At 61.6% G+C, this 24,968-nt stretch carries 23 protein-coding genes and 1 pseudogene; 11 read left to right on the forward strand and 13 right to left on the reverse strand.

The annotated features are described in order from the left end of the window. The first annotated feature begins 71 nt into the window (after positions 1-71). The 7 genes from SE91_RS08425 (at position 72) to SE91_RS38005 (ending at position 6,346) form a co-directional block, all read left to right on the forward strand. A complete protein-coding gene (locus SE91_RS08425; RefSeq protein ID WP_061847253.1) occupies positions 72-1,271 on the forward strand; it encodes a pyridoxal-phosphate-dependent aminotransferase family protein in 1,200 nt (399 codons plus the stop codon). A 27-nt stretch (positions 1,272-1,298) separates the two neighbouring features. Further along, entirely contained in the window at positions 1,299-2,096 is a 798-nt protein-coding gene (locus tag SE91_RS08430) for an enoyl-CoA hydratase/isomerase family protein (RefSeq protein WP_061847254.1), read from the forward strand. Positions 2,097-2,245: 149 nt separating this feature from the next. After that, positions 2,246-3,226, forward strand: a complete 981-nt coding sequence (locus tag SE91_RS08435; protein ID WP_502687173.1) for a Bug family tripartite tricarboxylate transporter substrate binding protein — start codon at positions 2,246-2,248, stop codon at positions 3,224-3,226. Between the two features lie 173 nt (positions 3,227-3,399). Further along, positions 3,400-3,942, forward strand: a complete 543-nt coding sequence (locus SE91_RS08440) for a tripartite tricarboxylate transporter TctB family protein (protein ID WP_061847256.1) — start codon at positions 3,400-3,402, stop codon at positions 3,940-3,942. Positions 3,943-3,954: 12 nt separating this feature from the next. Next, the gene (locus tag SE91_RS08445) at positions 3,955-5,472 is read left to right on the forward strand and encodes a tripartite tricarboxylate transporter permease (protein ID WP_061847257.1); all 1,518 of its coding nucleotides are present in this window, start codon (positions 3,955-3,957) and stop codon (positions 5,470-5,472) included. Positions 5,473-5,682: 210 nt separating this feature from the next. Further along, positions 5,683-5,892, forward strand: coding sequence for a hypothetical protein (locus tag SE91_RS08450; RefSeq protein WP_061847258.1), 210 nt, complete (start codon positions 5,683-5,685; stop codon positions 5,890-5,892). A gap of 328 nt (positions 5,893-6,220) precedes the next feature. After that, positions 6,221-6,346, forward strand: coding sequence for a hypothetical protein (locus tag SE91_RS38005; RefSeq protein WP_283806222.1), 126 nt, complete (start codon positions 6,221-6,223; stop codon positions 6,344-6,346). Positions 6,347-6,537: 191 nt separating this feature from the next. Here SE91_RS38005 and rfbB read toward each other — a convergent pair whose 3' ends face one another. Together rfbB and rfbA are read right to left on the reverse strand one after the other, a co-directional pair. Next, positions 6,538-7,623 (reverse strand): dTDP-glucose 4,6-dehydratase, encoded by a 1,086-nt coding sequence (gene rfbB / locus SE91_RS08460; protein WP_061847260.1) that lies wholly within the window; start codon positions 7,621-7,623, stop codon positions 6,538-6,540. Positions 7,624-7,644: 21 nt separating this feature from the next. After that, complete coding sequence (gene rfbA, locus SE91_RS08465; RefSeq protein WP_061847261.1) at positions 7,645-8,520, reverse strand: glucose-1-phosphate thymidylyltransferase RfbA; 876 nt, start codon at positions 8,518-8,520, stop codon at positions 7,645-7,647. A gap of 103 nt (positions 8,521-8,623) precedes the next feature. Between rfbA and rfbC the strand changes: the two genes are divergently transcribed. From rfbC to SE91_RS36970, 3 genes are all read left to right on the forward strand, one after another. Then, positions 8,624-9,178: a dTDP-4-dehydrorhamnose 3,5-epimerase gene (gene rfbC / locus SE91_RS08470; protein WP_061847262.1), complete on the forward strand. Its 555-nt coding sequence runs from the start codon at positions 8,624-8,626 to the stop codon at positions 9,176-9,178. Continuing rightward, positions 9,178-10,071: a dTDP-4-dehydrorhamnose reductase gene (gene rfbD, locus SE91_RS08475; RefSeq protein WP_061847263.1), complete on the forward strand. Its 894-nt coding sequence runs from the start codon at positions 9,178-9,180 to the stop codon at positions 10,069-10,071. The genes rfbC and rfbD overlap by 1 nt, the downstream gene beginning before the upstream one ends. Positions 10,072-10,177: 106 nt before the next feature. Then, complete coding sequence (locus tag SE91_RS36970) at positions 10,178-10,489, forward strand: hypothetical protein (protein WP_061847264.1); 312 nt, start codon at positions 10,178-10,180, stop codon at positions 10,487-10,489. A gap of 129 nt (positions 10,490-10,618) precedes the next feature. Here the strand turns inward: SE91_RS36970 and SE91_RS38235 are convergent. Further along, a pseudogene (locus SE91_RS38235) lies at positions 10,619-10,947 on the reverse strand (sugar phosphate nucleotidyltransferase); the annotation flags it as partial. Positions 10,948-11,016: 69 nt separating this feature from the next. Next, positions 11,017-12,210, reverse strand: coding sequence for a CaiB/BaiF CoA transferase family protein (locus tag SE91_RS08485; RefSeq protein WP_061847265.1), 1,194 nt, complete (start codon positions 12,208-12,210; stop codon positions 11,017-11,019). A 610-nt stretch (positions 12,211-12,820) separates the two neighbouring features. Here SE91_RS08485 and SE91_RS35170 point away from each other — a divergent pair. Then, positions 12,821-15,376 (forward strand): M10 family metallopeptidase C-terminal domain-containing protein, encoded by a 2,556-nt coding sequence (locus SE91_RS35170; protein ID WP_082813694.1) that lies wholly within the window; start codon positions 12,821-12,823, stop codon positions 15,374-15,376. Between the two features lie 1,000 nt (positions 15,377-16,376). Here the strand turns inward: SE91_RS35170 and SE91_RS08505 are convergent. Genes SE91_RS08505 through SE91_RS08545 form a run of 9 tightly spaced genes read right to left on the reverse strand, consistent with a single transcriptional unit; the run spans position 16,377 to position 23,940 of the window. Further along, entirely contained in the window at positions 16,377-17,357 is a 981-nt protein-coding gene (locus SE91_RS08505; protein WP_061847268.1) for a glycoside hydrolase family protein, read from the reverse strand. An 8-nt stretch (positions 17,358-17,365) separates the two neighbouring features. Continuing rightward, positions 17,366-18,070: an acetyltransferase gene (locus SE91_RS08510; protein WP_082813695.1), complete on the reverse strand. Its 705-nt coding sequence runs from the start codon at positions 18,068-18,070 to the stop codon at positions 17,366-17,368. Between the two features lie 43 nt (positions 18,071-18,113). Further along, entirely contained in the window at positions 18,114-18,827 is a 714-nt protein-coding gene (locus SE91_RS08515; protein WP_061847270.1) for a class I SAM-dependent methyltransferase, read from the reverse strand. A gap of 7 nt (positions 18,828-18,834) precedes the next feature. After that, complete coding sequence (locus SE91_RS08520) at positions 18,835-19,752, reverse strand: methionyl-tRNA formyltransferase (RefSeq protein ID WP_061847271.1); 918 nt, start codon at positions 19,750-19,752, stop codon at positions 18,835-18,837. Between the two features lie 6 nt (positions 19,753-19,758). Beyond that, positions 19,759-20,529, reverse strand: coding sequence for a TylF/MycF/NovP-related O-methyltransferase (locus tag SE91_RS08525; protein ID WP_061847272.1), 771 nt, complete (start codon positions 20,527-20,529; stop codon positions 19,759-19,761). Continuing rightward, positions 20,526-21,449, reverse strand: coding sequence for a glycosyltransferase family 2 protein (locus SE91_RS08530; protein WP_061847273.1), 924 nt, complete (start codon positions 21,447-21,449; stop codon positions 20,526-20,528). Before SE91_RS08530 ends, SE91_RS08525 begins: the two co-directional genes overlap by 4 nt. Before the next feature lie 2 nt (positions 21,450-21,451). Continuing rightward, a complete protein-coding gene (locus SE91_RS08535; RefSeq protein ID WP_156489523.1) occupies positions 21,452-22,957 on the reverse strand; it encodes an amino acid adenylation domain-containing protein in 1,506 nt (501 codons plus the stop codon). 23 nt (positions 22,958-22,980) lie between these two features. Then, positions 22,981-23,715: an SDR family NAD(P)-dependent oxidoreductase gene (locus tag SE91_RS08540; RefSeq protein ID WP_082813696.1), complete on the reverse strand. Its 735-nt coding sequence runs from the start codon at positions 23,713-23,715 to the stop codon at positions 22,981-22,983. 3 nt (positions 23,716-23,718) lie between these two features. Then, a complete protein-coding gene (locus SE91_RS08545) occupies positions 23,719-23,940 on the reverse strand; it encodes an acyl carrier protein (protein WP_061847276.1) in 222 nt (73 codons plus the stop codon). Positions 23,941-24,968 lie beyond the last annotated feature (1,028 nt).

Consider the following 24,968-nt stretch of genomic DNA (forward strand, 5'->3'; position numbering starts at 1 on the left):
AGAGGGGACAAGCCGGTCAAATGGTGCTATTCGGCGCCCACCAAACCAAGGCTAGACCGGGAAGGACGCCGATGACCGTGCATACTGGAAGGCATTTCCTACAGATTCCAGGACCGACCAATGTGCCCGACCGCGTGCTGCGCGCGATGGACATGCCGACGCTGGACCATCGTGGTCCGGAGTTCGCCGAGCTCGGTTTCGCGGTCCTCGCCGCGATGCAGCGCGTGTTCCGCACCAAGCAGCCCGTGATCATCTTCCCCTCGTCCGGCACCGGCGCCTGGGAAGCGGCGATGGTCAACGTGTTCGCGCCCGGCGACAAGGTGCTGATGTGCGAGACCGGCCAGTTCGCCGTGCTGTGGCGCGGCATCGCCGACAAGTTCAAGCTCGACGTCGACTTCATCCCGAGCGACTGGCGTCATGGCGCCGACCTCGCCGAGATGGAGAAGCGCCTCGTCGCCGACAAGCAGCACGCGATCAAGGCGGTCTGCGTCGTCCACAACGAGACCTCGACCGGGTGCGTGACGCCGCCGCTGGAGGTGCGCAAGCTGCTCGACCGCGTCAAGCATCCGGCGCTCTTGATGGTCGACACCATCTCCGGCCTCGGCTCGATGGAATACGAGCACGATGCCTGGGGCATCGACGTCTCGGTCGCGGGCTCTCAGAAGGGTCTGATGCTGCCGCCCGGTCTCGGCTTCAACGCCGTCTCGGAGAAGGCGCTCAATGTGGCGAAAGCCAACCCCGGCATGCGCTCCTACTGGGACTGGCAGGAGGTCATCAGCTTCAACAAGCTCGGCACCTTCCCCTACACGCCCGCGACCAATCTGCTTTACGGCCTGCGCGAGGCGGTCAAGATGCTGGAGGAGGAGGGGCTGGAGAACGTCTGGTCCCGCCACAAGCGCCACAGCGCCGCAACGCGCGCCGCGGTCAAGGTCTGGGGCCTGGAGACGCAATGCGCCGATCCTGCCGCGCATTCGCCGGCGCTGACCGGCGTGCGCGTGCCTGATGGTCACGACGCCGACGCCTTCCGCAAGGTGGTGCTGGAAAACTTCGACATGTCGCTCGGCACCGGCCTGAACAAGGTCAAGGGCAAGGTGTTCCGCATCGGCCATATCGGCCATTTCAATGATCTGATGCTGATGGGCACGCTCGCCGGCGTCGAGATGGGGCTCGATCTCGCCAAGATCCCGCACCGGAGCGGCGGCGTGTTGGCGGCCATGGACGTCCTGAAGGGGCGCGATGCGGTGCCAATGGCCCAAGCTCAGGTGGCCTGAACCAAACTGGAAGAAGAAGTGAGCGCGATGAACCTACCTGCGACGACGAACGAAGACCTGCTCTACTCCGTCCAGGAGGGCATCGCGCGCATCACCTTCAACCGCCCGCAGGCGCGCAACGCCATGACCTTCGCCATGTATGACCGCATGGCGGAGATATGCCAGGAGATCAACGCCGATCGCTCGATCAAGGCGCTGATCCTGACCGGCGCCGGCGACAAGGCGTTCGCCTCCGGCACCGACATCTCGCAATTCCGCGCCTTCAAGACCGCGCAGGATGCGCTCGACTACGAGGCCCGCATCGACCGCGTGCTCGGCACGCTCGAGCAGTGCCGCGTGCCCGTGATCGCGGCCATTGCTGGCGCCTGCACTGGCGGCGGTGCCGGCATCGCGGCCTGCTGCGACCTGCGCATCGGCACCGAGACGACGCGGATGGGCTTTCCGATCGCACGCACGCTCGGCAACTGCCTGTCGATGTCGAACATCAGCCGCATCGTCGCGCTGGTCGGTCCCGCCCGCACCAAGGATCTGATCTTCAAGGCGCGCCTCGTCGAGGCGCAGGAAGCGCTCGCGCTCGGCCTGCTCAACGAGGTCGTTCCCGACGTCGAGACGCTGCAGCGCCGCGCCGACGAGACCGCAAAGCTCGTTGCCAGCCACGCGCCGCTCACGCTGGAAGCCACCAAGGAAGCGGTGCGCCGCATTCGCCGCACGCTGTCGCGCGAAGAGGGCGAGGACCTGATCCTGAAGGCCTATATGAGCGAAGATTTCCGCGAGGGCATGGACGCCTTCCTCAACAAGCGCACGCCGAACTGGAAGGGCAGGTAAGTCTCACGGGCTTCCGGCTTCGTCAGTCGAAAGTCCTAGGCGTTGAATTGCCCGTCTGCTTGAACTCGTCAGGATTAGTCCGCACTATGCAGGGATAGAATTTTCCGCACCTACAACTCAAAAAACATCAGGGGACGAAACTCGTGCGAATTCCAGTGAAAGCCGTCGGCGCTGCGACGGCGCTGTTGTTGAGCACGCCGGCGTTTGCCGGCTGGGAACCGGCAAAGCCCGTCGAGATCGTGGTGGCCGCGGGCGCGGGCGGCGCCTCCGACCAGATGGCGCGGATGATGCAGGCCGCGATCCAGAAGAACAATCTGATGAAGCAGCCGGTGGTCGTCTCGCTCAAGGGCGCGGCATCTGGCGCGGAAGCGCTGATGTACATGAAGTCCAGCGACGGCGATCCGAACAAGGTGCTGATCGCCTATTCGCTGATCTACATGTTGCCGCTGTCGGCGAAGATCCCGTTCAACTGGCGCGAGCTGACCCCGGTCTCGGTGATCGCGCTCGACCAGTTCGTGCTGTGGGACAACAGCGCAGGCCCCAAGACGGTGAAGGAGTTCGTCGCGGCCGCGAAGGCTGCAAGCTCGCCGTTCAAGATGGGCGGCACCGGCTCCAAGCGCGAGGACCACGTGCTGACCGTCTTCCTGGAGCAGAAGACGGGCGCGAAATTCTCCTATCTGCCCTACAAATCCGGCGGCGAGGCCGCGACCCAGCTCGTCGGCAACCACACCGAAGCCAACGTCAACAACCCGTCCGAAAATCTCGAAGTCTGGCGCGCGGGCCAGGTGCGGCCGCTCTGCGTGTTCGACAAGGAGCGGATCGCTTACACCACCAAGGTGACGGAGACGCAGTCCTGGGCCGACATCCCGACCTGCAAGGAGGAGGGTGTTGACGTCCAATATCTGATGCTGCGCGCGATGTTCCTGCCCGGCAAGGTCACGGCCGAGCAGCAGGCGTTCTACGTCGATCTCTTCCACAAGGTGACGCAGACCGCCGAGTACAAGGAGTACATGGAGAAACAGGCGTTGAAGCCGATCTTCCTCACTGGCAAGGACATGGTGCAATTCCTCGAGGAGGACGATGCCATCAACAGGTCGCTGATGACGGAAGCCGGATTCGTCGCGAAGTAGCGGCTTCGCCTCTGCGCGCCGGCGGGAGAGGTCGCATCGCATCGTCGGATACAATGCGGGTGAGGGGGCGCTCCGCGAGTCCCATACTCACCGATCCCGCCTCCCCTTCACCCCGACCCTCTCCCTGCAAGCTGGGGAGAGGGAAACTGAACGCACTCCGTCCCTGACAGAGCATGTCTCAAACCGATCTTGAAATCGTTGTCGACGACCCCACCGCGCCCGAAGAGGACTCCCCCTCCGTCGTTTCCTCCGGCACGATCGAGATTATCGTCTGCCTGCTGCTGCTGGCTCTTGCCGTCACGCTCGGCTACGACAATTGGCGCACCGGCGCGGCCTGGGATGCGACCGGGCCCGAGCCCGGCTATTTCCCGTTCTACCTCTCCATCATTCTCGGCGGCGGCAGCCTCTACGGCCTTGTCGCGGCGCTGGGCGCGCACCGCGCGGCGCGCGAGACCTTCGTCACGCGTGCGCAAGCCCGCCGCGTCATGGCGGTGTTCGTGCCGACGCTGCTGTTCTGCCTGACGATGCAGTTCCTCGGACTCTATGTCGCGAGCTTCCTGCTGATCTCCGGCTTCATGCGCTTTGTCGGCAAGATCGCGCTGTGGAAGTCGCTGCTCACAGCTTTCGTCTTCACGGCGATCATGTTCGTCACCTTCGATGTCGCCTTCGACGTCATCATGCCGAAAGGGCCGCTCGAAGCGGCCTTCTCTCGCTAGGACGGGTCTGCGATGGAAGCTCTCGGTCTCCTGCTTCACGGCTTCGCCGTCCTGCTGACGTGGAAGACGCTCGTGCTGATGATGGTCGGGCTGGTGCTTGGCATCTTCGTCGGCGTGCTGCCCGGCCTCGGCGGCCCCAACGGCGTGGCGATCCTGCTGCCGCTCACCTTCACGATGGATCCGACCTCGGCGATCGTGATGCTGTCCTGCATCTATTGGGGCGCGCTGTTCGGCGGCGCGATCACCTCGATCCTGTTCAACATCCCCGGCGAGGCCTGGTCGGTCGCGACCACGTTCGACGGTTATCCGATGGCGCAGCAGGGCAGGGCGGCGGAGGCGCTGACCGCGGCGTTCACCTCCTCCTTCATCGGTTCGCTGGTCGCGGTGATGCTGATCACCTTCCTCGCGCCGATGATCTCCTCCTTCGCCTTGAAGTTCGGCCCGCCCGAGTTCTTCGCGGTGTATCTCCTGACCTTCTGCTCCTTCGTCGGCCTCGGCCGCGAGGCCAAGCACAAGACCGTCATCTCGATGTCGCTCGGCCTGCTGCTCGCCGGCGTCGGCATGGATACGGTGTCCGGCCAGTTGCGCATGACCTTCGGCTCGGCCGAGCTGCTCCGCGGCATCAACTTCCTGGTCGCCGTCATCGGCCTGTTCGGCATCAGCGAGATCCTGCTGACGATGGAGGAGCGGCTGGCCCTGCGCGGGCATGCGGCGAGCATCTCACTCCGCGTCGTGCTCGGCGTCTGGCGGGACCTGCCGAAATATTGGATGACGCTGCTGCGCTCTTCCTTCATCGGCTGCTGGCTTGGCATCACCCCGGGCGGCGCGATCGCGGCCTCTTTCATGGGTTACAATCTGGCAAAGCGCTTCGCCAGGGAGCCCGAGGGCTTCGGCAAGGGCCGCATCGAGGGCGTGTTCGCGCCCGAGACGGCAGCGCATGCCTCCGGCACCGCTGCCTTGCTGCCGATGTTGGCGCTCGGCATTCCCGGCTCCGGCACCGCCGCGATCCTACTCGGCGGCCTGATGGTGTGGGGCCTCAATCCCGGCCCGCTGCTGTTCGTCGAGCACAAGGATTTCGTCTGGGGCCTGATTGCCTCGATGTATCTCGGCAACGTCGTCGGCCTCGTCCTGGTGCTGACGACCGTGCCGATCTTCGCCTCGATCCTGCGCGTGCCCTTTGCGGCGGTGGCGCCGATGATCGTAGTGTCCTGCGCGATCGGCGCCTATGCGATCCAGAACGCCATGTTCGACATCTGGCTGATGCTGGGCTTCGGAATCGTCGGCTATGTCTTCAAGAAGATCGGCATTCCGCTGGCGCCGTTCACCCTGGCGCTCGTTCTCGGCAACCGCGCCGAGGATGCCTTCCGCCTGTCGATGATCGGCTCTGGGGGCAACCTCAAGGTGTTCTGGTCGAACGGGCTGGTCGGCTCGATCACCACGCTGGCGATCTTGCTGCTGTTCTGGCCCGTGATCGATGGTGTGCTCGGCCGTGCCGGCTGGAGGCGACGGGCCAAGACGACGGCTCAATGAAAAGCGAATTCGATCAGCGTCTCAGCTTTATTGTGTCGCCATAGTCTGGGTCGCTGATGCCTAGTGGTTGTTCCCAAATGTTGCTGTTGTGCGACAGCCTGGGCCGGCCCTGCCACTTATGCTCCCCATGGATGTCTTGTTTTTACGGGGCGTTGCCATGAAGCGGATCATGATGGGATTGCGGCGGCATCGCTGGTCGCAACCAGCGCATTGGCCGCTGATCCGGCACCGAAGCCTTTGAAGGCTTCGGCCCTCGTCGATCTGGTCTGGAGCTGGACGGGCTTCTATGTCGGATTAAACGCCGGATACAGCTGGGGCCGCACGACCGTGGCGCCGATCGCGCTGCCGCTCCCGGCCACGCAACTCGGCGCGTTTGGCCAGAATGTCGATGGTTGGGGCGGTCAGCTCGGCTACAATTAGTAGGTCGATCCGAAATGGGTCGTCGGCCTCGAGAGCTACGTTCAGGCGACCGGCGTGCGATCGTCGCGGACCGGTGACCACGACGAGCGCGCGTTACGGCTCGAACATCATCGGTCTGCCAATCGGAAGTAAGTCTCGCTCCCGAAATCCATGTAGAGATATTCGAATGGAAGGTCGGCTAGAGCTAAGCGCCGGCGTCAAAGGTATCTTGGCTTATAGTTCGAGAGTCGAACTTGAATAAAGCCTAAAGTGGGATGGATTAGACTGAATCGATTTGGATTCCTAAATCAGCGGCTTTTGATTACCATGCTGGTTGGACGGGGCCGGCATGATGGGCAAGCCGTACTTTCTTGAGCTTCGCGAGCGTGTTGTGGTCGCGATCGAGGGCGGGATGTCCCGCAATCAGGCCGCCAAGCAGCTTGGGGTTGCAACTATCGCTCGTGAAGTGGCTTGATGAGACCAGCAGCGTCGAGCCTAGCCAGATCGGCGGCTAACGAGCCGAAGGCAGTCTCGAGCATCGCGGTCTGGCTGTCGCAGCGGATCAAGGACGGCGATTTCACCAGCGCGATCTCGTGGCTGAGCTCGCCGGGCGCGGCTTGAAAGTCGATTATCACTAGGTATGGGACTTCGTGCATGCCAAGAAGCTCAGCTTAGGATGCGCGCACTTTCTCCTAGACCAACCCTCGTTGCAGTGTAACCGCGAGCTAAGATTGCCTGCCACCAAGGCTTCTGATCGATGTACCATCTCACGGTCTTCTCGATCCCGCTCTCGAAATTCTCTCTTGCGCGCCAGCCGAGCTCGCGCTCGATTTTTGAAGCGTCGATGGCGTAGCGACGGTCGTGGCCGGGGCGGTCCGCGACGAAAGAAATCAGACGGCGGTGTGAGCCGTCAGCATTCGGGGAGAGCTCGTCGAGCAGGTCGCAAATGGTTTCGACGACGTTGAGGTTGGTGCGCTCGTTGCGTCCGCCAATATTGTACGTTTCGCCAATTTTACCGCTCTCCAGCACCATGGTCAGTGCCTTGGCGTGGTCCTCGACATAGAGCCAGTCGCGAATGTTTTTGCCGTCGCCGTAGACCGGCAGCGGCTCGCCAGCCAAGGCCTTGATGATCATGTGTGGGATCAACTTCTCAGGGAAGTGATAGGGCCCGTAATTGTTTGAGCAATTCGTCACCATGGTCGGGAGCTCGTAGGTTTCCCGCCACGCGCGCACCAGATGGTCGGACGAGGCCTTGCTCGCTGAATAGGGCGAGCAGGGCGCATACGCGGTCGTCTCGGTGAAAAGGCCGCCCTCGCCGAGCGAGCCGAAGACCTCGTCGGTCGAAATGTGCAGCAAGCGAAACCCTGCGCGCTTCTCAGCGGTGAGCGAGCGCCAATAACGAAACGCCTCCTGCAATAGCGTGAACGTTCCCACGATATTGGTCTGGATGAACTCACCCGGTCCGTCAATTGAGCGGTCGACATGACTTTCTGCCGCAAGGTTCATCACGGCGTCAGGCTGATATCTTTCAAATAATCGGCGTAGGCCGGGGGCCTCGCAGATGCATTGCTTTTCGAACACGTAGTTCGGATTGCCGTCCGCGCCCGCGAGCGAGTCGAGATTGGCGGCGTAGGTTAGCTTATCGATGTTCACGACGCGCGCGCCGGTGTCGCGAAGCAAGTGTCTTACGACCGCGGAGCCAATAAAGCCCGCACCGCCAGTCACGAAAATCGTTGATCCCTTGAAGCGCATATCTCGTCTCCGCGAAGCGGCTTAGACCTTGTAGGAGCGGGCAACAGATTTCAGGTACTCGCCATAACTGCTCTTGGCTGATTTCTCAGCAGCCTGCTCAAACTGCTGCAGCGAGATGTACCCCTTACGGAGTGCGATCTCCTCTGGGCATGCAATGCGCAAGCCCTGGCGCTGCTCGAGGATCTGGACGAAGTGGCTGGCTTCCACGAGCGAGGCATGGGTCCCGGTATCAAGCCAGGCAAAGCCTCGTCCGAGAACTTCGACATAGAGGTCGCCGCGCTGAAGGTAGGCACTGTTCACGTCTGTGATCTCTATTTCGCCACGCGCCGACGGCCTGACGGTGGCCGCAATATCGAGCACGTCATTGTCATAGAAATACAATCCAGAAACTGCGACGTTTGACTTCGGATGCTCGGGCTTTTCCTCGATCGACAGCGCGCGGTGATCTGCATCGAGTTCGACGACGCCATACTGGCTGGGCGAGTTGACGAAATATCCGAAGATGGTTGCTCCCTTCTCGCGAGAAGAGGCCTTCAACAGCATTTCCGGAAGCCCGTGGCCGTAGAAGATGTTGTCACCCAGGATCAGTGCCACCCGATCCCAGCCGACGAACTCGCGGCCGACAATGAAGGCATCGGCGAGGCCACGGGGGGTCTCTTGGCTGGCATATTCGAAGCGCATGCCGATCTCGGATCCGTCGCCGAGCAGGCGCTGGAAGAGGGGTTTGTCCTGCGGCGTCGAGATCACGAGAATTTCCCTGATCCCCGCCAGCATCAAGGTCGAGAGCGGGTAGTAGATCATCGGCTTATCGAAGATTGGGAGAAGCTGCTTCGATACAACCGTCGTCACCGGAAATAGCCGCGAGCCGGTACCGCCGGCCAAGATGATCCCCTTCATAAAACCTCGCGCAAAGTCCATTTTCGGAGATATAGCAGATAGCCCGTCGCCGACAAGTTTGCTATATGGCGACGCCACTTAGCCGCGGACGTGTAGCGCCCCAATGAACTTCGTTGCAACAGAGATTCCAGAAGTCCTGATCATCGAGCCAAAGTTGATTGGCGACCGACGCGGCTTTTTCGTGGAAACCTACCAGTTCCAGCGCTACCGGGAAGCCGGTATTACACGCACTTTTGTGCAGGACAACATGTCCCGGTCAGGCCGCGGCGTATTGCGTGGTCTGCATCTGCAGAATCCGTCGAGCCAGGGCAAAATCGTGACCGCCCTTAGGGGGCACGTACTCGACGTCGCGGTTGACGTTCGCATCGGTAGTCCCAGCTTCGGACGTCACGTCGCTGTCGAGCTCAGCGAGCAGAACGGTCGTCAATTGTGGGTTCCTCGTGGTTTCGCGCATGGCTTCCTGGTCCTATCCGAGACGGCCGACTTCTTCTACAAATGCGATGAAATCTACAGTCCAAATGACGAGATATCGATCCGCTGGAATGATCCCGCGATTGGGGTCAAATGGGGTATTGAGTGTCCTTCTCTTTCGGCGAAGGACGTTGCCGCGCCATTGCTGGCCGAGGTCAAGAACCTTCCGATCTACGGGCAAGTGTGATGCGCATTCTGCTGACAGGCTCTTCAGGGCAGATAGGGAGCGCCCTCCTGCCTCTCCTTAAGGAACGTCACTCCGTCATTGCACCAACGTCAGGCGAATTCGATCTATCGAAGCCCAAGGCATTGGGAGCGTTGCTCGATGCGATGAGACCCGATCTCATCATTAACCCCGCAGCGTATACCGCTGTAGACCGTGCGGAAGACGAGCCCGGGCGCGCCATGCTGATCAACGGCGAGGGACCGGGTGCGTTGGCGCAATGGGCGGCTCCCCGCGAGGTCCCCATCGTGCATCTGTCATCGGATTATGTGTTCGATGGGCGTGGCGAGCGCGCGTGGCGCGAGGATGATCCGACCGGTCCACAGTCTGCGTACGGCCGAAGCAAGCTCGCTGGCGAACACGTCGTTCGCAACGCGGGCGGCCCGCATCTCGTGGTGCGTACGGCTTGGGTCTATGCCGCGCTCGGCAACAACTTCATGCGTACGATTATTCGACTTGCTAGCGAACGGGAGACACTGCGTGTGGTTGCGGACCAAAGTGGAGCGCCGACGTCCGCACGCACGGTTGCAGCCATGCTGACAGATATTATTGAGCGGAACGAGGCGCAATTGGCGGCGGCGTTCGCGCGCGCGAACGGGCTCGTTCACCTGACGAATTCCGGCGCTACGAGCTGGCACGGCTTTGCCAGCGCGATCGTGGAGGGACTGCGTTCGCGGAACGTGGTGCTGAAGGCGGGCGAGGTTGTTCCCATCGCCAGCAAGGACTATCCCCTCAAGACGGTGCGCCCGACGAATTCCCGGCTGGATCTGGCGCGCCTCAAGGATGCATACGGTCTTGAGCCGCGGAGCTGGGAGAGCGCGCTTGCCGACGAGCTCGATGCATTCCTGTCGCTGTAAGCGCTCTGTCGGTTGGCGATGCGCATGATTCCATGGACCCGGTCGGCATCATGCTGCGGCTACCCCGGCTGCACGGCGCCCGTTTGCCTGGTGGGAAATCGATCTGATGGAGCGACAATTGGCAGGGGTCGCGGTTCTCGCCGAGCACCTTGTACCGGTCAATGGTAAGGCGAAGTCCGTGGTCCAGATCGAGGCGCGGCAGCCAGCCGGGCCGCGTTCGCGCCTTGTCGCAATCGAGCCTGAGAAGGGCGGCTTCGTGCGGATGCAGACCGCCGTCGCCGGCCCAGAGCGCGCCATTCCCTACAGAACACTCGAACAACCGGCGATGACACGAACCGGTAACTCGCTTGCGGGGCCGGGCCCATGTGCTGGCGAAATCGGGATGTCTCGCGCCATCCGTTCGATCAGGATCAGATAGTCCCAGCATCGAGTCTAGCACGTGCTGCCATGATCGCACCGAGTCGGCAATGCGCAGGCGCAGCGCTTCGCCAGCAAGGAAGGCTTGCACAGCGTCGGACATCAGGCTTTTCGCGCACAGTGGTCGCTGCACGCGCTTGAGCCGGTCGCCGGTCTGCATGGTGTCGCCGATACCCACCAATGTCACCCCGCCATGGTTCGGCGGTCTTGTGGCTCAACTCCATGCGGTTTTCGGCGAGATGAAAGTGACGTCGGACATGTGAAGGAAGTAGTTGGCGAAGTACTCCTTGATCATTGAGCCTTGTAGCAAGGCACATCACGAAGTCCTGAAGCGCGATGGCTGTAGATCTTCATGATGTGCCACAGGATGGGCCGGCCGTCGATCCCGATTAATGGGCTTTGTGCGGGTCTCCTCGGAAATCCGGGTGCCAGACCGCCCGCGAGGATCACGACTTTCATCAACCAGCTCCGAGGGACATTTTGAGACTCTTCCGATGCGATCAGGGCAGCGGAAAGCAGCTGCCCCGATCAGACCACCTTGGCCTTCCTGAGCGCCGCGATCCCATCCGATTCAAAGCCGAACTCGGCCAGCACCTCGTCGGTCTGCTCGCCGAATTCCGGCGGCCGCGCCACCATCCTGCTCGGCGTGCGTGACAGCGTCACGGGCTGGCCGACCAGGCGGATAGGGCGGTCTTCCTCGTTCGGCACGTCCTGGGCGATGCCGAGATGCTTGACCTGGGCGTCCTCGAACATCTGGTCGATGGCATAGATCGGTCCACACGGCACGCCGGCCTCGTTGAGCTCGCGGACCCAGATTTCGGTCGACTTCGTCACCGTGCGCTTCTCGATCTCGGCATTGAGCGCGTCGCGGTTCTTGGAGCGGGCAGGGGCCGTCGCGTAGTCGGGATGGGCGTAGAGCTCCGGGGCGCCGATCGCCTGAGCGCAGCGCTCCCAGATCCGTCCGCCCGTGGTGGCGATGTTGACGTAGCCGTCCAAGGTCTTGAACACGCCGGTCGGGATGCTGGTCGGATGGTTGTTGCCGGCCTGCTTGGCGACTTCCTTCTCCATCAGCCATCGCGCGGCCTGGAAGTCGAGCATGAAGATCTGGGCCTGCAGCAGCGAAGTCTGCACCCATTGTCCCTTGCCCGAGACCTCGCGCTCGAGGAGTGCGGTGAGGATGCCGATGGCGCAGAACAGGCCGGCGGTGAGGTCGGCGACGGGAATGCCAACCCGCATCGGGCCTTGGCCCGGTGCGCCGGTGATCGACATCAGCCCGCCCATGCCTTGCGCGATCTGATCAAAGCCGGGCCGCTCGTGATACGGACCGTCCTGACCGAAACCGGAGATGCTGCCGTAGACGATGCGTGGGTTGATCGCAGCGAGGCTGTCGTAGTCGATACCGAGCTTCTTCTTCACGTCGGGCCGAAAATTCTCGACCACGACATCGGCCTTAGTGGCGAGGCGCTTGAAGACCGCGAGCCCGCGTTCAGCCTTCAGGTTCAGCGTCATCGCCCGCTTGTTGCGGTGCAAATTCTGGAAGTCGGAACCCCGTCGCGGCCCGCCCGGCTGCTCGCCGCCGGCATCTTCGGTCAGCGCGTCGATCTTGATCACGTTCGCGCCCCAGTCCGCCAGTTGCCGTACACAGGTCGGCCCGGAGCGAACGCGGGTCAGATCGAGCACGGTGAAGCGCGACAGGGCTTCCGAGGCATGCGGAAAGGTCATCTTGAAAGGCTCCGGGACAGGTTGCGGGCCTACCATAGAGCCGAAAGATCACGCGACAAGCCGGCTCGGCGCCGGTCCCATCTGCCGAAATGCCTTGCCTGATGCTGAGCCTGCGAGATCATCGCGGCAAGCGCTTCAATGCGGCGCGCGCCTGATCGGCTAGAGGATCATCGCCGTGGCGCGCAACGAAGAGCTCGAGGGCCTCCCGCGTTCCCTTACGGCGGGCAGCTTCGTATTCCTCTGCCACCGCAGCGGCAGGATCTCGCGCTATTGGCATGGAGGGCGCCGGCCTCGCCTTCCCGCTGTCGCCTGTCTTGGCCGTCTCCACCATGACAGGCAGTCCTCCCAGAGGTTGATGGGACAGTCCGGCAAGCGCGATCAAGGCGCCAAACAGGCCTGCTAAGAGTGCATGTCGTTTCATGAAACCCTGCGACTCGCGGGAACGAAACTCTCTATTCGTGTTTCCGTATGACTACGGGATTCGATGGCTAACACAGCCTTTTGGAGGCGGCGCGAACGCCGCTGCCCCATTTAAACCAAACGTTTAACTCTCTAGCTAGAATCATGTGCCCCCGCGGCGAATCAGACGACGCGCGTCTTGGAGAGTCCATTGGCTACCGCTGTTAATGTCAGTGCCACCAACAACGCTGAGATCGACGGCCTGTTGTCGGGCATCAAATGGTCAGGCACGATCACCTATAGCTTCCCCGACTCTCCGAGCGACTATGCCAATCCCTACAGCGGCGGCGACGGCGAGCCGACCACGTCGGGCTTTGCCTCGGCGCCCACGCAAATCCAGGCGGCGGTCAATTACGCGATCGGGCTGATCCTCAGCTACACCAACGCCAACGTCCAGTACGCAGGCACGAATGGCGCCGACATCATGATCGCGCAGTCGCCGGCGGCCAATCCGACCGCCTACGCCTACTATCCGGGTAACTACGCGCCCGGTGGCGACATCTGGTTCGGTACCCAATATAGTTTCTCGCTGGCCAAGCTAGGCAATTACTACTTCACCACCGCGCTGCACGAACTCGGTCATGCCTTCGGCCTCAAGCACAGCCAGGAGGCGGGCGGCCCCGCCAATGTCGCGGTGCCGAGCGCGCACGACGACAGCGAATACACCGTCATGAGCTATCGCAGCTATGTCGGCGCTTCGACCACGGGCGGGTATACCAACGAAGCCTACGGATATTCGCAGACCTATATGGCCAATGATATCCTCGCGCTTCAGACAATGTACGGCGCGGACTACACCACCCAGAGCAGCAACACTGTCTACAGCTGGGATCCGATGACCGGGCAAGAGTTCATCAACGGTGTCGGACAGCTCGCGCCCGGCGGCGGCGTCGCCGGCTCGCCCAACCGCATCTATGAGACGGTCTGGGATGGCGGCGGCTTCGATACCTACGACCTGTCGAACTACACGATTAATCTAAGCATCAATCTCAATCCCGGCGCCTCGTCGGTATTCTCGGCCGTGCAGCTGGCCTATCTCGGCAATGGTCATTACGCGTCGGGCAACGTCTACAACGCCTACCTCTTCGACGGCGACGCGCGCTCCTACATCGACAACGCCAACGGCGGATCGGCCAACGACAGCATCATCGGTAACGCCATCGCCAATACGCTGAACGGCGGCGGCGGCAACGACACGATCACGGGGGGCGGAGGCAACGACACGATTATCGGTGGCGCCGGCACCGACACGGCGGTATATTCCGGCAGCAGGGCGAACTACGGGATCAGCTACGATACGACCACGCAGGTCTTCACGCTCGTCGATCAGCGGTACGGCGAGCTCAATGGCAGCGATATCGTGTCGGGTACGGAATATTTTCAGTTCGCTGACGGCACGATCTCAAGTATCACCTTGATCGGCCAGCTCACTCCGGTTGTGATCGAAACGATCGGCGACACCAGCCTTGTTCAGGTAGGCAGCACCTATGAGCTAAATCCGGCGGCCGGCGGTACGGGCCCCTCCCTGAAATATCAGGGCGCGACAGTAGGCAGCATCGCGCCCTGGATCCCAATTGCAGCCGAACGGACCTCAACTGGATATGACGTCGCCTGGAAAGACCCAACTTCCGGCCAGTTTTCGATCTGGACCACCAACAGTAACGGCAATCACACCTCGTTCCTGACCGGAGCGGTCTCCGGCACCAGCACGACGCTGCAAAATATTGAGAATACCTTCCACCAGGATCTCAACGGCGACGGCACGATTGGCATGCCGGCCGCGCCAAGCGCCGAGAGTCTCGAGTCGGTCGGCTCGACGAGCCTGACAAAGGTCGGGAGCAATTACGCGCTCTATGCGAACGGGACGAGTGTTGGTCCGGTCCTGAAAATGGGCGGAACGGCCGTTTTCGTCGGGCAGGCCGGAACCTGGTCGCCGATCGCAGCCGAGCAGACATCGACCGGCTATGATGTCGCGTGGAAGGATTCCAGCACCGGCCAGTTTTCGATCTGGACCACTGACAGCAACGGCAACTTCACTTCGTTCCTGACGGGCGCCGTGTCGGGCACCAGCACGACTCTGAGATCGGTCGAAGATATCTTCCACCAGGACTTGAACGGCGACGGAACGATCGGCATTCTTACGCTGGTGATCGAATCCGCGGGTGTGACGAGCCTAGTCGCGAGCGGGACCAACTATTTGCTCTCGACCGGTGGTACCGGCCCGCTGCTCAAGATGAGCGGCTCCCTCGTTTCCGTCGGCCAGGCTGGAACGTGGTCCCCGATCGCGGCAGAGCAGGTCAGTGTCGGCTACGAGGTTGCGTGGAAGGATTCGAGCACTGGCCAGTTCTCGATTTGGGGCACCGACAGCAACGGCAACTTCACGGCCTTCCTCACCGGCGCCGTTGCCGGCAACAGCAGCACGTTCCAGTCCTACGAAGCGATCTTCCACCAGGATTTGAACGGCGATGGATTCACCGGCGTTCACTCCGCGTCGTTGGCGCCCTCGGGTCGGGCCGTTACCGTGACGAGCGACGGTTTCGTCTTCGCAGAATTCGGCACCGGTCTGGATGCTCCGGCCGAGCAGCCCAATAGCATGCCCGAGCCCGCGTCATCGGGAGCCGACGTCCACGAGCACGATGCGGGTGTGTCTGCGACCTTCAGCGATTATCTGATCGGCCTCCTGCACGATCACCAATTGCTCGCCTGAGAGAGATGTCGGGGACATTTGATCGCCAGATCAGGTCCCTCGCGCCCCGCCAACTCATCCTGCTATTATCGGACTCAAGGGCGGTCGTTTACGTGCGAGGCTTAGTAACCGATTTGATTTACAACCAACTGCAGCTAGGTCGGATCCCGAGGAGGGAGGGCACTTCCGGGCGGTTTCTATTTCAAGACAGGGTCGGATCGAAATTTCGGTACGATGGAACCATGGGCATGCCTGTCGTGGTCCATTCGTTCGGCTCGACGACATTCACGCGGGTCGGAAGCATCCATGCCCTCTATGCGAGCGGCCCGCATTGGTCCGATCCTGAAGACAAGCGGAGCGGCCTTATCGTCGGCTGGGACCTGGTCGCGGCGAGCAGACTTCGAGCAGCTATGACGTCGCGCTGAAAGACTCGAGCACCGGTCACTGCTTGATTTGGAACCGACAGCGATGGCAACTTCAAGTCCTTCTTGACCTGAGCCGGGACAAGCAACAGCTCGATGCAAACGATCGCGAACACTTCCAGGCCAAATGGCGGCGATACGATATGTGCTTCGTCAATGCGATCCCCGCGGGCTCGACGAGCTTGGCCGTGAGCGGCGACAACTATCTCCTCTCGACCGGGGGACTGGTTCGTTGCTGAAGATGAACGGTGCGCCGGGAAACCTAGGCCGAGCCGGAATGTGGTCACCCGTTGGCGCCGAGGCGGTCGGTGGCGGCTGCTATGACGTCGCCTGGAACGATTTGGCAGGGGCGTGGCGCGGCTGGCATCGCGAGGAGCCGTCGCGGCCGTCATGCGAAGGTTTCGCTTTGTGGCGCCGACGCCGTGAGCTCCATCGCTCAGCAGCCGGATCCACCTGTGCCGGCGTCATGGCCGTCCGAGGCGGTCGCGCATCTAAACCACACGGGTGACAAGACGACGTGCTGGCAGAGTATTTGGCGGGCCTGCATACCGATCATCAGATCGTAGGCTGACGGCAGTTGGCAGGACGCCTCGCAGAGATCAGGTCCAGCGTGCTGCGCCGAACCCGTCCTTGCCGTACGCGTTGCCGTTATAGAGCAGGAAGTTGCCCTGCGGCGTTTCCAGACGGCTGCCGTAGCAGACCATCTCGGAATCCCATCCTGACGATGCAACGTCGATCATCGGCGAGGCCTCGCGCTGCCACGACAGCCCATCTGGGGAGGTCGCACTGTAGATCCGATACGTCTCGCCGAGCCGACGCGCCGAATAGATCATGCGGTAGCCGTCATCAACCTTCATGACGACGGGGCGCGCGATCGCGTGTTCATTCTCCAGATAGGGCAGGCAAAGCCGATCATTGACTTGCCAGGTGATGCCGTCGTCGCTCATCGCATGCTTGATCGAGTAGTAGTGCGTCGGAGGCTCGCTTAGGGTCGCACCCGGTACCCATTCGGTGCCGGAGATGTACCACATGCGCAAGCGGCCGCCTTCCGCGACCACCCAGGGGGCACCGGTCAAAAACGGGTCGAAATGATTTCGGCCCAGTACCGGCGCTTCCGACACTTTCTGGAAGGTCTTGCCGCCATCGCGCGATTCCGCCGCGCCGATGAAGAAGGTGAAGGGCACCGCGCGCGCCAGCGTCCAGCCCGTGTAATACATCAGGAGACGCCCTTGATGCGCCACGATGCTGCCCGGCATCGCCCCGCAATCGTCGAAGGCACCGAGCCGGCCGAGCGTGAGCGAGGGCGCGGGTGCGGCCTCCTTCACCACGAGACCGGCGCCGGTCACCTCGATATCGGCCCACGCGCCCTGCGACCGGTTCTTTTCGTCACGCGCGGCAAAATGCACGCGATAGAGGGTCGGCGAAAGCTGCTGAACGAACGGATTCTGGCAATGCGAACGATGCCAGCTCGCGCCGGTCGCGCCATAGACCAATCCCAGTCGCTCGTAATGCTCGGCCATGATGGATTCCTGTTTGGGCATGATCTCTTCGGAAAACCGCTGCACACTTTTCCGGATCATGCCCCGTCCTAGTGGTGGTTCTTTAGCAGCTTAATGAAGCGCATGCTGTCTATGCCCATGGCGGGCGTCGCTTCGACGACGTGAACCGCGCGCTCGTCCGTGTCCTTCGTGATCAGCGCATTGGCGCCAATGAACGACTGTCGGCCGACGCGGACGCTGTTGGAGATGTTGCAGTTGCTGCCGAGATAGACGTAGTCGTCGATCGTGACGTCGCCGTTGAGCACGACGTGTGAGGCGAGAAAGGCATGGTTGCCGATCCAGCTGCGGTCACCGATCTGGCAGCCGCTCCAGATCACGACGTTGTCGCCGATGACGGCGTCGAAATTCACCGACTGGTTTTCCAAGATGAAGCAGTTCTCGCCGATCTCGCAATGCCCGGCCAGCCGGTTCGATCCGTGCACATAGGAGATGAAACGGTAGCCGAGCGATTTCATGAGCTCGTACTTTTCCGCCCGCAACATGTTCATGCGCCCGGATCCGAGCGGAACGAAAGCGAGGTAGTCGCCCGGGGGGAAGCGGCCAACGGCCTCGTCGACGGCCACCACCGGGCGCCCCTTGAACTCGCCTGCGGTGAAGAATTCGCGGTCGACCACGTAGCCGCTGATTTCGTGAGGCGTATCCCATTCGAAGTAGCGGCGGGCGGTGTCTGCGCCCTGACCGGTTCCGAAGATCACGATGCGGCGCGGCCGCTCCTCGCCGGAATACAAAGCCATTGTCAGGTGTCCAGGTCAGGTGTCTCGCTCGGACGCCCGAACGTCAGCCGGCCTTGCGGCAGGCGACAGTCCAGACGTGCTCTTCGATACCCCAGAAATCGTTGCGGCACGAGCCAATTTCGAAGTCCGTGAAGGCCGGTGAAAGCGCGTTCACGATCTCGGCTTCGTTATCGAATTTCTTGAGAACGTAGCCGTTGCGCAGCCCGTAGGGATCGGCGGCGATCTCCATGTGCCCGTCGCCGTGATCCTTGGCCTCGCGCAACACGTAGGTGGTGCCGATCGGAGCCGAGAACACGAAGGATCCGCCGGGGCGCATCACGCGGGCGATCTCCCGCACATTGTCGGGGAAGCGCGTGCCGGGATCGACGTAGTAACAGGCATGACAGGCCAGGACATTGTCGAAGAAGCCGTCCGGGTAGGGCAGGGCGTGATTGCGCCCGACGGCAAGGGTCGCCTCGATGCCGAGATTTTTCATCCGCGCCGTGGTGAGATCGCAGATCTCCTGCGAGATCTCGGTGCCGTGCACCTCCATTCCGAGATTGCGGAGCAGCGGCATGTTGCGGCCGTCGCCGCAGCCGAGATCGAGCACGCGTTTGCCGTGATAGCTGGCGGCGTCGGTCTTGTGCCGCGGATAGTTGCCGAGATAGGCGCGGACGACGAACTCAACGGGGTAGACATGCGCTGGATTGCGCTTCTGGTAGAAGGCGCCATAGGTGCCATCGATCGCGGCCGGTGACTTTCTCTCTTCGTCGGTCATGGTGTCTTCAGAATCGGTTGCCGGGGCGGATGTGAAGGGCGATATCGTCGGGCCGCAGGATCGGAAACAGGTCGTAGTCCTCGATCAGGAGGCATCCGTCGACGCAGGAGACGACGAACGACATGTTCTCGAACACCTTGCAGATCGTGCCGGATCCCTGTGCACGATAGTCGTCGAGATCGATGAACGAGGCCTTGTTGATGGTCACGCATTTGTTCAGCAGGAATGCGTGGGCCGGGAAATAAGGTCTTGCGTGCACGCGGATCTGGTTGCGGATCTCGGAGCGCGGCTGATGCCAGTCGATCCGGTATTGCGGCGCGATCCTGTTGTAATAGGAGCCGCCGGCAGGCTGCTTCCGCGCCGTCAGTTCCCCGCGCAGGACCTTGTCGAAATTCTCGATCAGGAGGTCGGCGCAGAGCTTCATCGATCTCTTGTAGAGCTCGTGCCCGGTCTCATCGGGCCCGATCGGGTGGAGCCGCTGCACCAGAATGTCGCCGGTGTCGATCCCCTCGTCCATGTAGTGCAGCGTGACACCGATCTCTTTCTCGTTGTTGAGGATGCACCACGGAGACGGGAAGGTGCCGCGATAGTGCGGCAGCAGTCCGGGATGCACGTTGATGCAGCCGAGCGGGGGAATCGCAAGCAGGCGGCGCGGGAAGATGCGGGGATAATACGCGCAGACGATCAGGTCCGGCGCCAAGGCCTCGATCTCGGTCAGGAACGCGTTGTCGATCCGCTTCGGCGTCAGCGCGGTCACGCCCTTTTCCAGGCAGAGATCGAGCGTCGCCCGATAGCCGTAGATCTCGTCGCGTTGCGTGCGCTGGGTCACCACGGTGAGGTCGATGTCGTTGCGCGCATGCATCCACGAGAAGACATCGTTGCCGATGTCCTGCGAGGTGAACAGCAGAACCTTGGTCTTCTTCATCGCGGCCTATTCCTTGATGAAGTAGCCGCCGGGCCGGATCGAGTAGGACAGCTTGCGCAAGCGCGGCAGGTGCTGGCCGATCTCCTTGAAATAGTGCTCGAAGGCGGTGGTCTCGCCAAGCCAGGGCGGCGAGCCGTATCCGTTCATGGCGACGACGCCGCCGGGCACGAGCAGGGGATAGAGCGCGCGGAAGGCGGTCAGCGTCGGCTTGTACAGGTTGACGTCGAAGAAGATCATCGACAGCCGCGTGCCCTGGTTGCCTGCGGCGAAGGCCGGCACCGTTTGGAGGATGTCGCCGGAAATCACGCGGCAGCGCTCGACGCCGGGCAGCAGATTGTCTTGGTTGGTCAGCTTCACCATGCGCTCGAGATAGCGGTCCGGTACCTCCTTGCGCCCGACCACGCTCTCGATCCAGGGCCTGGGGTCGCCGTCCTCCGGCGCGAAATCCTGATAGCCGCCGCCGCTCTCGAAGCCGAACACCTTGCGTGAACGGTCACCCGGAACGAATGTCTCGAGCAGCTTCGACCATGTGAAGAGGCCGGCACCGAGGAAGACGCCTAGCTCGACGATGGAGCCGGGTAGGTCCTTGACCATGCGGAACAGGTCGTAGTCCGCCAGAAGGCGCGTCATTTCCCGCCGCCGAACGAACGCCGGATAGTTGATGAGCGTCTCCTGCAGCGAAATCTCGCCGTCATCGAGAATGCTCTTGAGCTCCGTCCAGTGCTGCTCTTCTCGGGTTTGATAGGCGGCTCGGGCGGGATCAATCTTATCGGTCATGGCTGAGCTCTCTGGTGGACCCTGCGAACGATGACGTAGGGCCGGTTCTTGGTCTCGACGAAGATGCGGGACACGTAGATGCCGATCACGCCAAGGCAGAACACAATGATGCCGCCTATGAACCAGATCGAGAACATCAACGAGGCCCAGCCCGCGGAGGCGTTATAGATCAGCTTCTGGAGGATCACAAAGATGCCGAACGCGAAGGAGATCATGGCGATGATCATGCCGCACATGACCATCAAGTTCAGGGGCACGGTGCTGAAGGACGTGATGCCGTTTACGAGTGTGCCGAGTCGCAACCGAGGAGAATAGGTCGTGTCGCTGCGATTCCCCTTGGTGATGGACGCTCCGACCTGGCGAAATCCGGTGATCACCCAAAGCCCGCCGATCACAGTGTTGCTTTCGCGGTGCATCAGCAGGGCGTCGACATATTCGCGGCGCATCAGCCGCACCGTGCACTGGTTCAGAGGAATGTTAATCGAATAGAGTTTGTTGATCCAGTACCAGGCGACCCGGCCGCCGACGCTCTCGAAGGTGCCGCCCTTGCGTCGCTCCTGGAAACCGTAGACTACGTCGCAATCGGTCGTCTTCATCCTTTCGAAGAAGGTGCGGAGCAATGCCGGGTCTTCCTCGAGGTCGCTGTCGATCAGGAAGCAAAGCTCGCCGCGGGCATGGTCGAGACCGGCCATTAATGCCTTGTGGTGGCCGAAATTGCGCGAAAGCTCGACGACGCGCAAATGAGGATCGTTTTCGCCGAGCGCGCAGGCAAGCTCGAGCGAATTATCCGGCGAGCCATCGTCGACCATCACGATCTCATAGTCGTCGGTGATCCGTGCCGCGGCCTCGCTCGCGCGCCGGTGAAACTCCGCGATATGGGCGGCCGACCGGTATAGCGTGGTGACGATCGAAAGCTTCATCGTTAGGCCATCTGCTCAATGAACGCGCGCGCCGCCTTGCGATCGACCTTCCCGTTGGCGTTGCGCGGCAGCTCGTCAAGCTGGACGATTTTCGCAGGGCACATATAGGCAGGCAACATTTCACGGCAGCGGGCTGTGATCTCCCTTGACGGGATGACGCGGTCCGCAACGTAGGCGACCGCAATCTCGGTGCCGTCGGAACCGTCGAGGACTACTGCCAGGGCGCGCCGGACGCCGGCAAGGCTCTGCACCGCGAGGTCGATCTCCTCGAGCTCAATTCGATGGCCGCGAATCTTCACCTGGTTGTCGACCCGGCCGTGGAACCAGAGGCGCGCGTGCTCGTCTTCGCGGACGCGGTCGCCGGAGCGGTAGAAGATCGAGCGGTAACGATCATGTCTCGGATCCTGCCGAAACTTCGCCGCGGTCTCCTGCCCATTTGCGTAGTAGCCGAGGCCGACGCAGGGGCCGCCGATCCATAGCTCGCCCGCTTCGCCCAGCGGCACAGGCCTTTGCTCTTCGTCGAGAATGACATGCGTGAAATCCGGGTGCATCGCGCCAAGTGGAGGAAATTCGGTATCAGGTGCCGTCAGGATATCGGGGATAATCTCGATGCTGGAGCAGATGCAGCTCGTCTCAGTCGGTCCATAGACGTTAATGAGGCGCGCGCGGCCCGCGAAACGCGCATAGAACTCGCGCAGTTTGCCGATCGGGTAACCCTCGCCGCCGAACTGGAAGACCCGCAGATCAGGGAGGGCTTGCGGCGTCAATAGGCCTAGCTGGTCGAGGATCAGGAACAGCGTCGGCACCGCAAACATTACGCTCGCTTGCCCTGCCCGGATCATCTTCACCCAGCTTGCGGGATTGCTGACTTCCGAGGTCTCGATCGGTACCAGTGCCGCGCCGTTGAAAAGGCCGCAATAAACGTCGAAAACCGAATTGTCGAAGTGCAGCGGGTTGATACTGGTAAAGCGCTCGTTCGGTGAGGCGCGCAGCATCTCCTTCGCCCACGCGATCAGACTCAACACGCCCTGATGCGGGATCACGGCGCCCTTCGGCTCTCCGGTCGAGCCTGACGTAAACATCACATAGGCCGGGTCCGTCCCGGTGATCGGCTGCGCGGCGGCCGCAGGCGGGAGCGTCGCGTCCCCGAGCCAGTCGTAGTCGGTGCCATCTGATAGCTTCACCACCGCACCGAAGGGATTAGTGGTGTCGGATGAGCTGAACAGCAATTTTGGACGAAGCTGCTCCAGGATGCGCAGGCTACGCTCGGCCGGATTTTTCGGGTCGATGAACACGTAGGGTACGCCGAGTTTGAGGCAGCCGAGTAGAAGCGCATAGGTGATGCGGCGCTTGGGGAGCTGCAGAGCCACTACGTCGCCCTTGACGATGCCGCGAATAAAGAGCTCCGCCGCACAGTGTTCAGCCAGCGACTTCAACTCACCAAAGCTGCAAACGGTATCGCGCAGGATCAGCGCCGGCGCGGTCTGATCGGCGTCGGCGATCTCCATGAAGCTGCTCCAGAGATCCGTCACTAGAGACGCAAGCCTCCGTCGAGCTTCACGACTGTGCCGTTGGCGAAGCTATTAGCTGCAAGGAACTCTACGGCACTAACGATATCCTCGAGCTGCCCGAGGCGGCCGACCGGTGTCTTCTGCACATAGCCTTCAAGCCGCTCGCCTGTGACCGCATCACGGGTAGTCGCAACGTCGATGAAGCCAAGCGCCAGCGCATTAGTGCGCACGCCGAGGGGCCCAAGCTCGACCGCCATGGTGCGGGTCAATCCCTCGATGCCGGCCTTGGCCGCGCCATAGGCAGCCTGGCCTTGGTTCCCTTCGCTGGCGATCGACGAGAAGTTAACGATCGCGCCGCCGCCGCGCCGTGCCATACGCGCGGCGACGTGGGCTGCGACAACGAAGGGCGCCGTCAAATTTGCTTCGATCACGTTTCGCCAGGAGCTTAGGCCGTGGGGCACGAGTTTCGCGCCCTTGAAGCTGAGCGTGGGTTCGTTCCAGATTAGGCCGACGGCGTTGATCAGCAGGGCGATCGACGCATTCGCGGGAATCGCTTCTGCCAGAGTCTGCCGGAGCTGTGCTTCATCGGTGAGATCCAGCTTCCGGGATACCGTCCGCGGATGCGCAGGGGCATCGAAAGTGCGATCGAGCGCCAGGACCGGATGTCCCTTGTTTGCGAAATGTGCCAACAACCCACGCCCAAGCGCGCCGTCGGCGCCTGAGACAACTACCCAGCGATCATCAGTCGGAGCCATTGCTCATATGGCCTTCAATAGCCGCTCGACGTCGCCGACCGACTGAAGGCGCTCAATATCGTCCTCGGAAAGCTCCCTTCCGACGATCTCCTCAAGGCGCAGCACAAGCCGCACGCCCTTGAGCGAATCCCAGCCCTCAAGCTCGGCTAGAGGGGTGTCGCCGGACGGAATGTGAGCGCCACTGCTTCGGAGCACTTCTGCGATCAATTCGGGCGCCTGCATCATCGTCTCTTGGAGAATTCCCGGCAGTCAGTAGAAATGCCGTAGTATTGCAATGTCTTAGGTCGCCGTCCTGGGGCGGTAGCCGGCAGCGTGCCCTTAATAAGGCAACTAGGCGAAAGGCGCAAATAATTGGAAATCACGAAACAACCTTGGACGTGCTTGAGAATTCGCCTCGAATTAGGACGCATTTTATGAGATATCGACCCCACTTGTGGTTGCCATCCGGCATGAATTGTCCGAAATTTTATTTCTTTATGGAATTCCAATCTTGCCTCGCCGCTCAACTTCTGCACTACGGCATCGATATCAGCGGCCAACGAGCCCGTAAAGAAACCGAACTACTCGTTAATTCTGTGGTTATTTCGATGTCTCCAACTTTTGACCCAAGTATTTGCTTGAATACGGCCGAAGTACAATGTCGTCTTGGCGGTCTAGTCGGATGAGCCATCTAATTGTTCAGGGCCTGCGGCTAACAACGGTTCGCGAGGCCCGCAACACCCAGATGGTCGAGATCTCCGCGCAGTGGCCACGCCGTTCAAGAAATTCGCTCCTCGCTGCCCTTTCGTGGTTTCGTCACCCTCATGGTGGTGGCGGGAGTAGGTCTGATACAGAGGCTCCCTTGCTTTGATCCCTCAGTGACAGTGCTTTGGTCTTCCTACTTCTCTGCGACGTAGAATCGAAAAGGCCCTTAGCGACCTCTGCAGGTCCGACCTGCTACTCCCCGAGCAGTTCGAAGTATCCCGCATGCAGGGTTACCAAGCCCTCCGTACCATTGCTTTGACCCAAACAGTTCCGCTTTCCCTCCGCCGCCGAGGCGCAGTCTCGCCGAAGCTCCAATAATTAGCCTGCGACTCGCTTTCAGCTGGTACGTGCATCGGCGCGTACGGGTTCACGATTGTTTTGAGTACGAGTGTTATCCCCGACTGTACGCTTTGGAGTTTCAGAAACCTACACATCCGACGAAAATGGGACATTTGATGCAATGTGCCCGTTCAGGCTAAGCACCGCAGCGATCCAATCACTTTTCCACC

The sequence above is a fragment of the Bradyrhizobium sp. DOA1 genome, from assembly GCF_001593325.1.
Taxonomy (GTDB): Bacteria; Pseudomonadota; Alphaproteobacteria; order Rhizobiales; family Xanthobacteraceae; genus Bradyrhizobium.

What these genes read in the sequence shown, in the direction of transcription:
- SE91_RS08425 (WP_061847253.1), top strand. Translation starts at nt 72, where the DNA reads ATGACCGTGCATACTGGAAGGCATTTCCTACAGATTCCAGGACCGACC.
- SE91_RS08430 (WP_061847254.1), top strand. Translation starts at nt 1,299, where the DNA reads ATGAACCTACCTGCGACGACGAACGAAGACCTGCTCTACTCCGTCCAG.
- SE91_RS08440 (WP_061847256.1), top strand. Translation starts at nt 3,400, where the DNA reads ATGTCTCAAACCGATCTTGAAATCGTTGTCGACGACCCCACCGCGCCC.
- SE91_RS08445 (WP_061847257.1), top strand. Translation starts at nt 3,955, where the DNA reads ATGGAAGCTCTCGGTCTCCTGCTTCACGGCTTCGCCGTCCTGCTGACG.
- SE91_RS38005 (WP_283806222.1), top strand. Translation starts at nt 6,221, where the DNA reads ATGATGGGCAAGCCGTACTTTCTTGAGCTTCGCGAGCGTGTTGTGGTC.
- rfbB (WP_061847260.1), bottom strand. Translation starts at nt 7,623, where the DNA reads ATGCGCTTCAAGGGATCAACGATTTTCGTGACTGGCGGTGCGGGCTTT.
- rfbA (WP_061847261.1), bottom strand. Translation starts at nt 8,520, where the DNA reads ATGAAGGGGATCATCTTGGCCGGCGGTACCGGCTCGCGGCTATTTCCG.
- rfbC (WP_061847262.1), top strand. Translation starts at nt 8,624, where the DNA reads ATGAACTTCGTTGCAACAGAGATTCCAGAAGTCCTGATCATCGAGCCA.
- rfbD (WP_061847263.1), top strand. Translation starts at nt 9,178, where the DNA reads ATGCGCATTCTGCTGACAGGCTCTTCAGGGCAGATAGGGAGCGCCCTC.
- SE91_RS36970 (WP_061847264.1), top strand. Translation starts at nt 10,178, where the DNA reads ATGGAGCGACAATTGGCAGGGGTCGCGGTTCTCGCCGAGCACCTTGTA.
- SE91_RS08485 (WP_061847265.1), bottom strand. Translation starts at nt 12,210, where the DNA reads ATGACCTTTCCGCATGCCTCGGAAGCCCTGTCGCGCTTCACCGTGCTC.
- SE91_RS08505 (WP_061847268.1), bottom strand. Translation starts at nt 17,357, where the DNA reads ATGATCCGGAAAAGTGTGCAGCGGTTTTCCGAAGAGATCATGCCCAAA.
- SE91_RS08510 (WP_082813695.1), bottom strand. Translation starts at nt 18,070, where the DNA reads ATGGCTTTGTATTCCGGCGAGGAGCGGCCGCGCCGCATCGTGATCTTC.
- SE91_RS08515 (WP_061847270.1), bottom strand. Translation starts at nt 18,827, where the DNA reads ATGACCGACGAAGAGAGAAAGTCACCGGCCGCGATCGATGGCACCTAT.
- SE91_RS08520 (WP_061847271.1), bottom strand. Translation starts at nt 19,752, where the DNA reads ATGAAGAAGACCAAGGTTCTGCTGTTCACCTCGCAGGACATCGGCAAC.
- SE91_RS08525 (WP_061847272.1), bottom strand. Translation starts at nt 20,529, where the DNA reads ATGACCGATAAGATTGATCCCGCCCGAGCCGCCTATCAAACCCGAGAA.
- SE91_RS08530 (WP_061847273.1), bottom strand. Translation starts at nt 21,449, where the DNA reads ATGAAGCTTTCGATCGTCACCACGCTATACCGGTCGGCCGCCCATATC.
- SE91_RS08535 (WP_156489523.1), bottom strand. Translation starts at nt 22,957, where the DNA reads ATGGAGATCGCCGACGCCGATCAGACCGCGCCGGCGCTGATCCTGCGC.
- SE91_RS08540 (WP_082813696.1), bottom strand. Translation starts at nt 23,715, where the DNA reads ATGGCTCCGACTGATGATCGCTGGGTAGTTGTCTCAGGCGCCGACGGC.
- SE91_RS08545 (WP_061847276.1), bottom strand. Translation starts at nt 23,940, where the DNA reads ATGATGCAGGCGCCCGAATTGATCGCAGAAGTGCTCCGAAGCAGTGGC.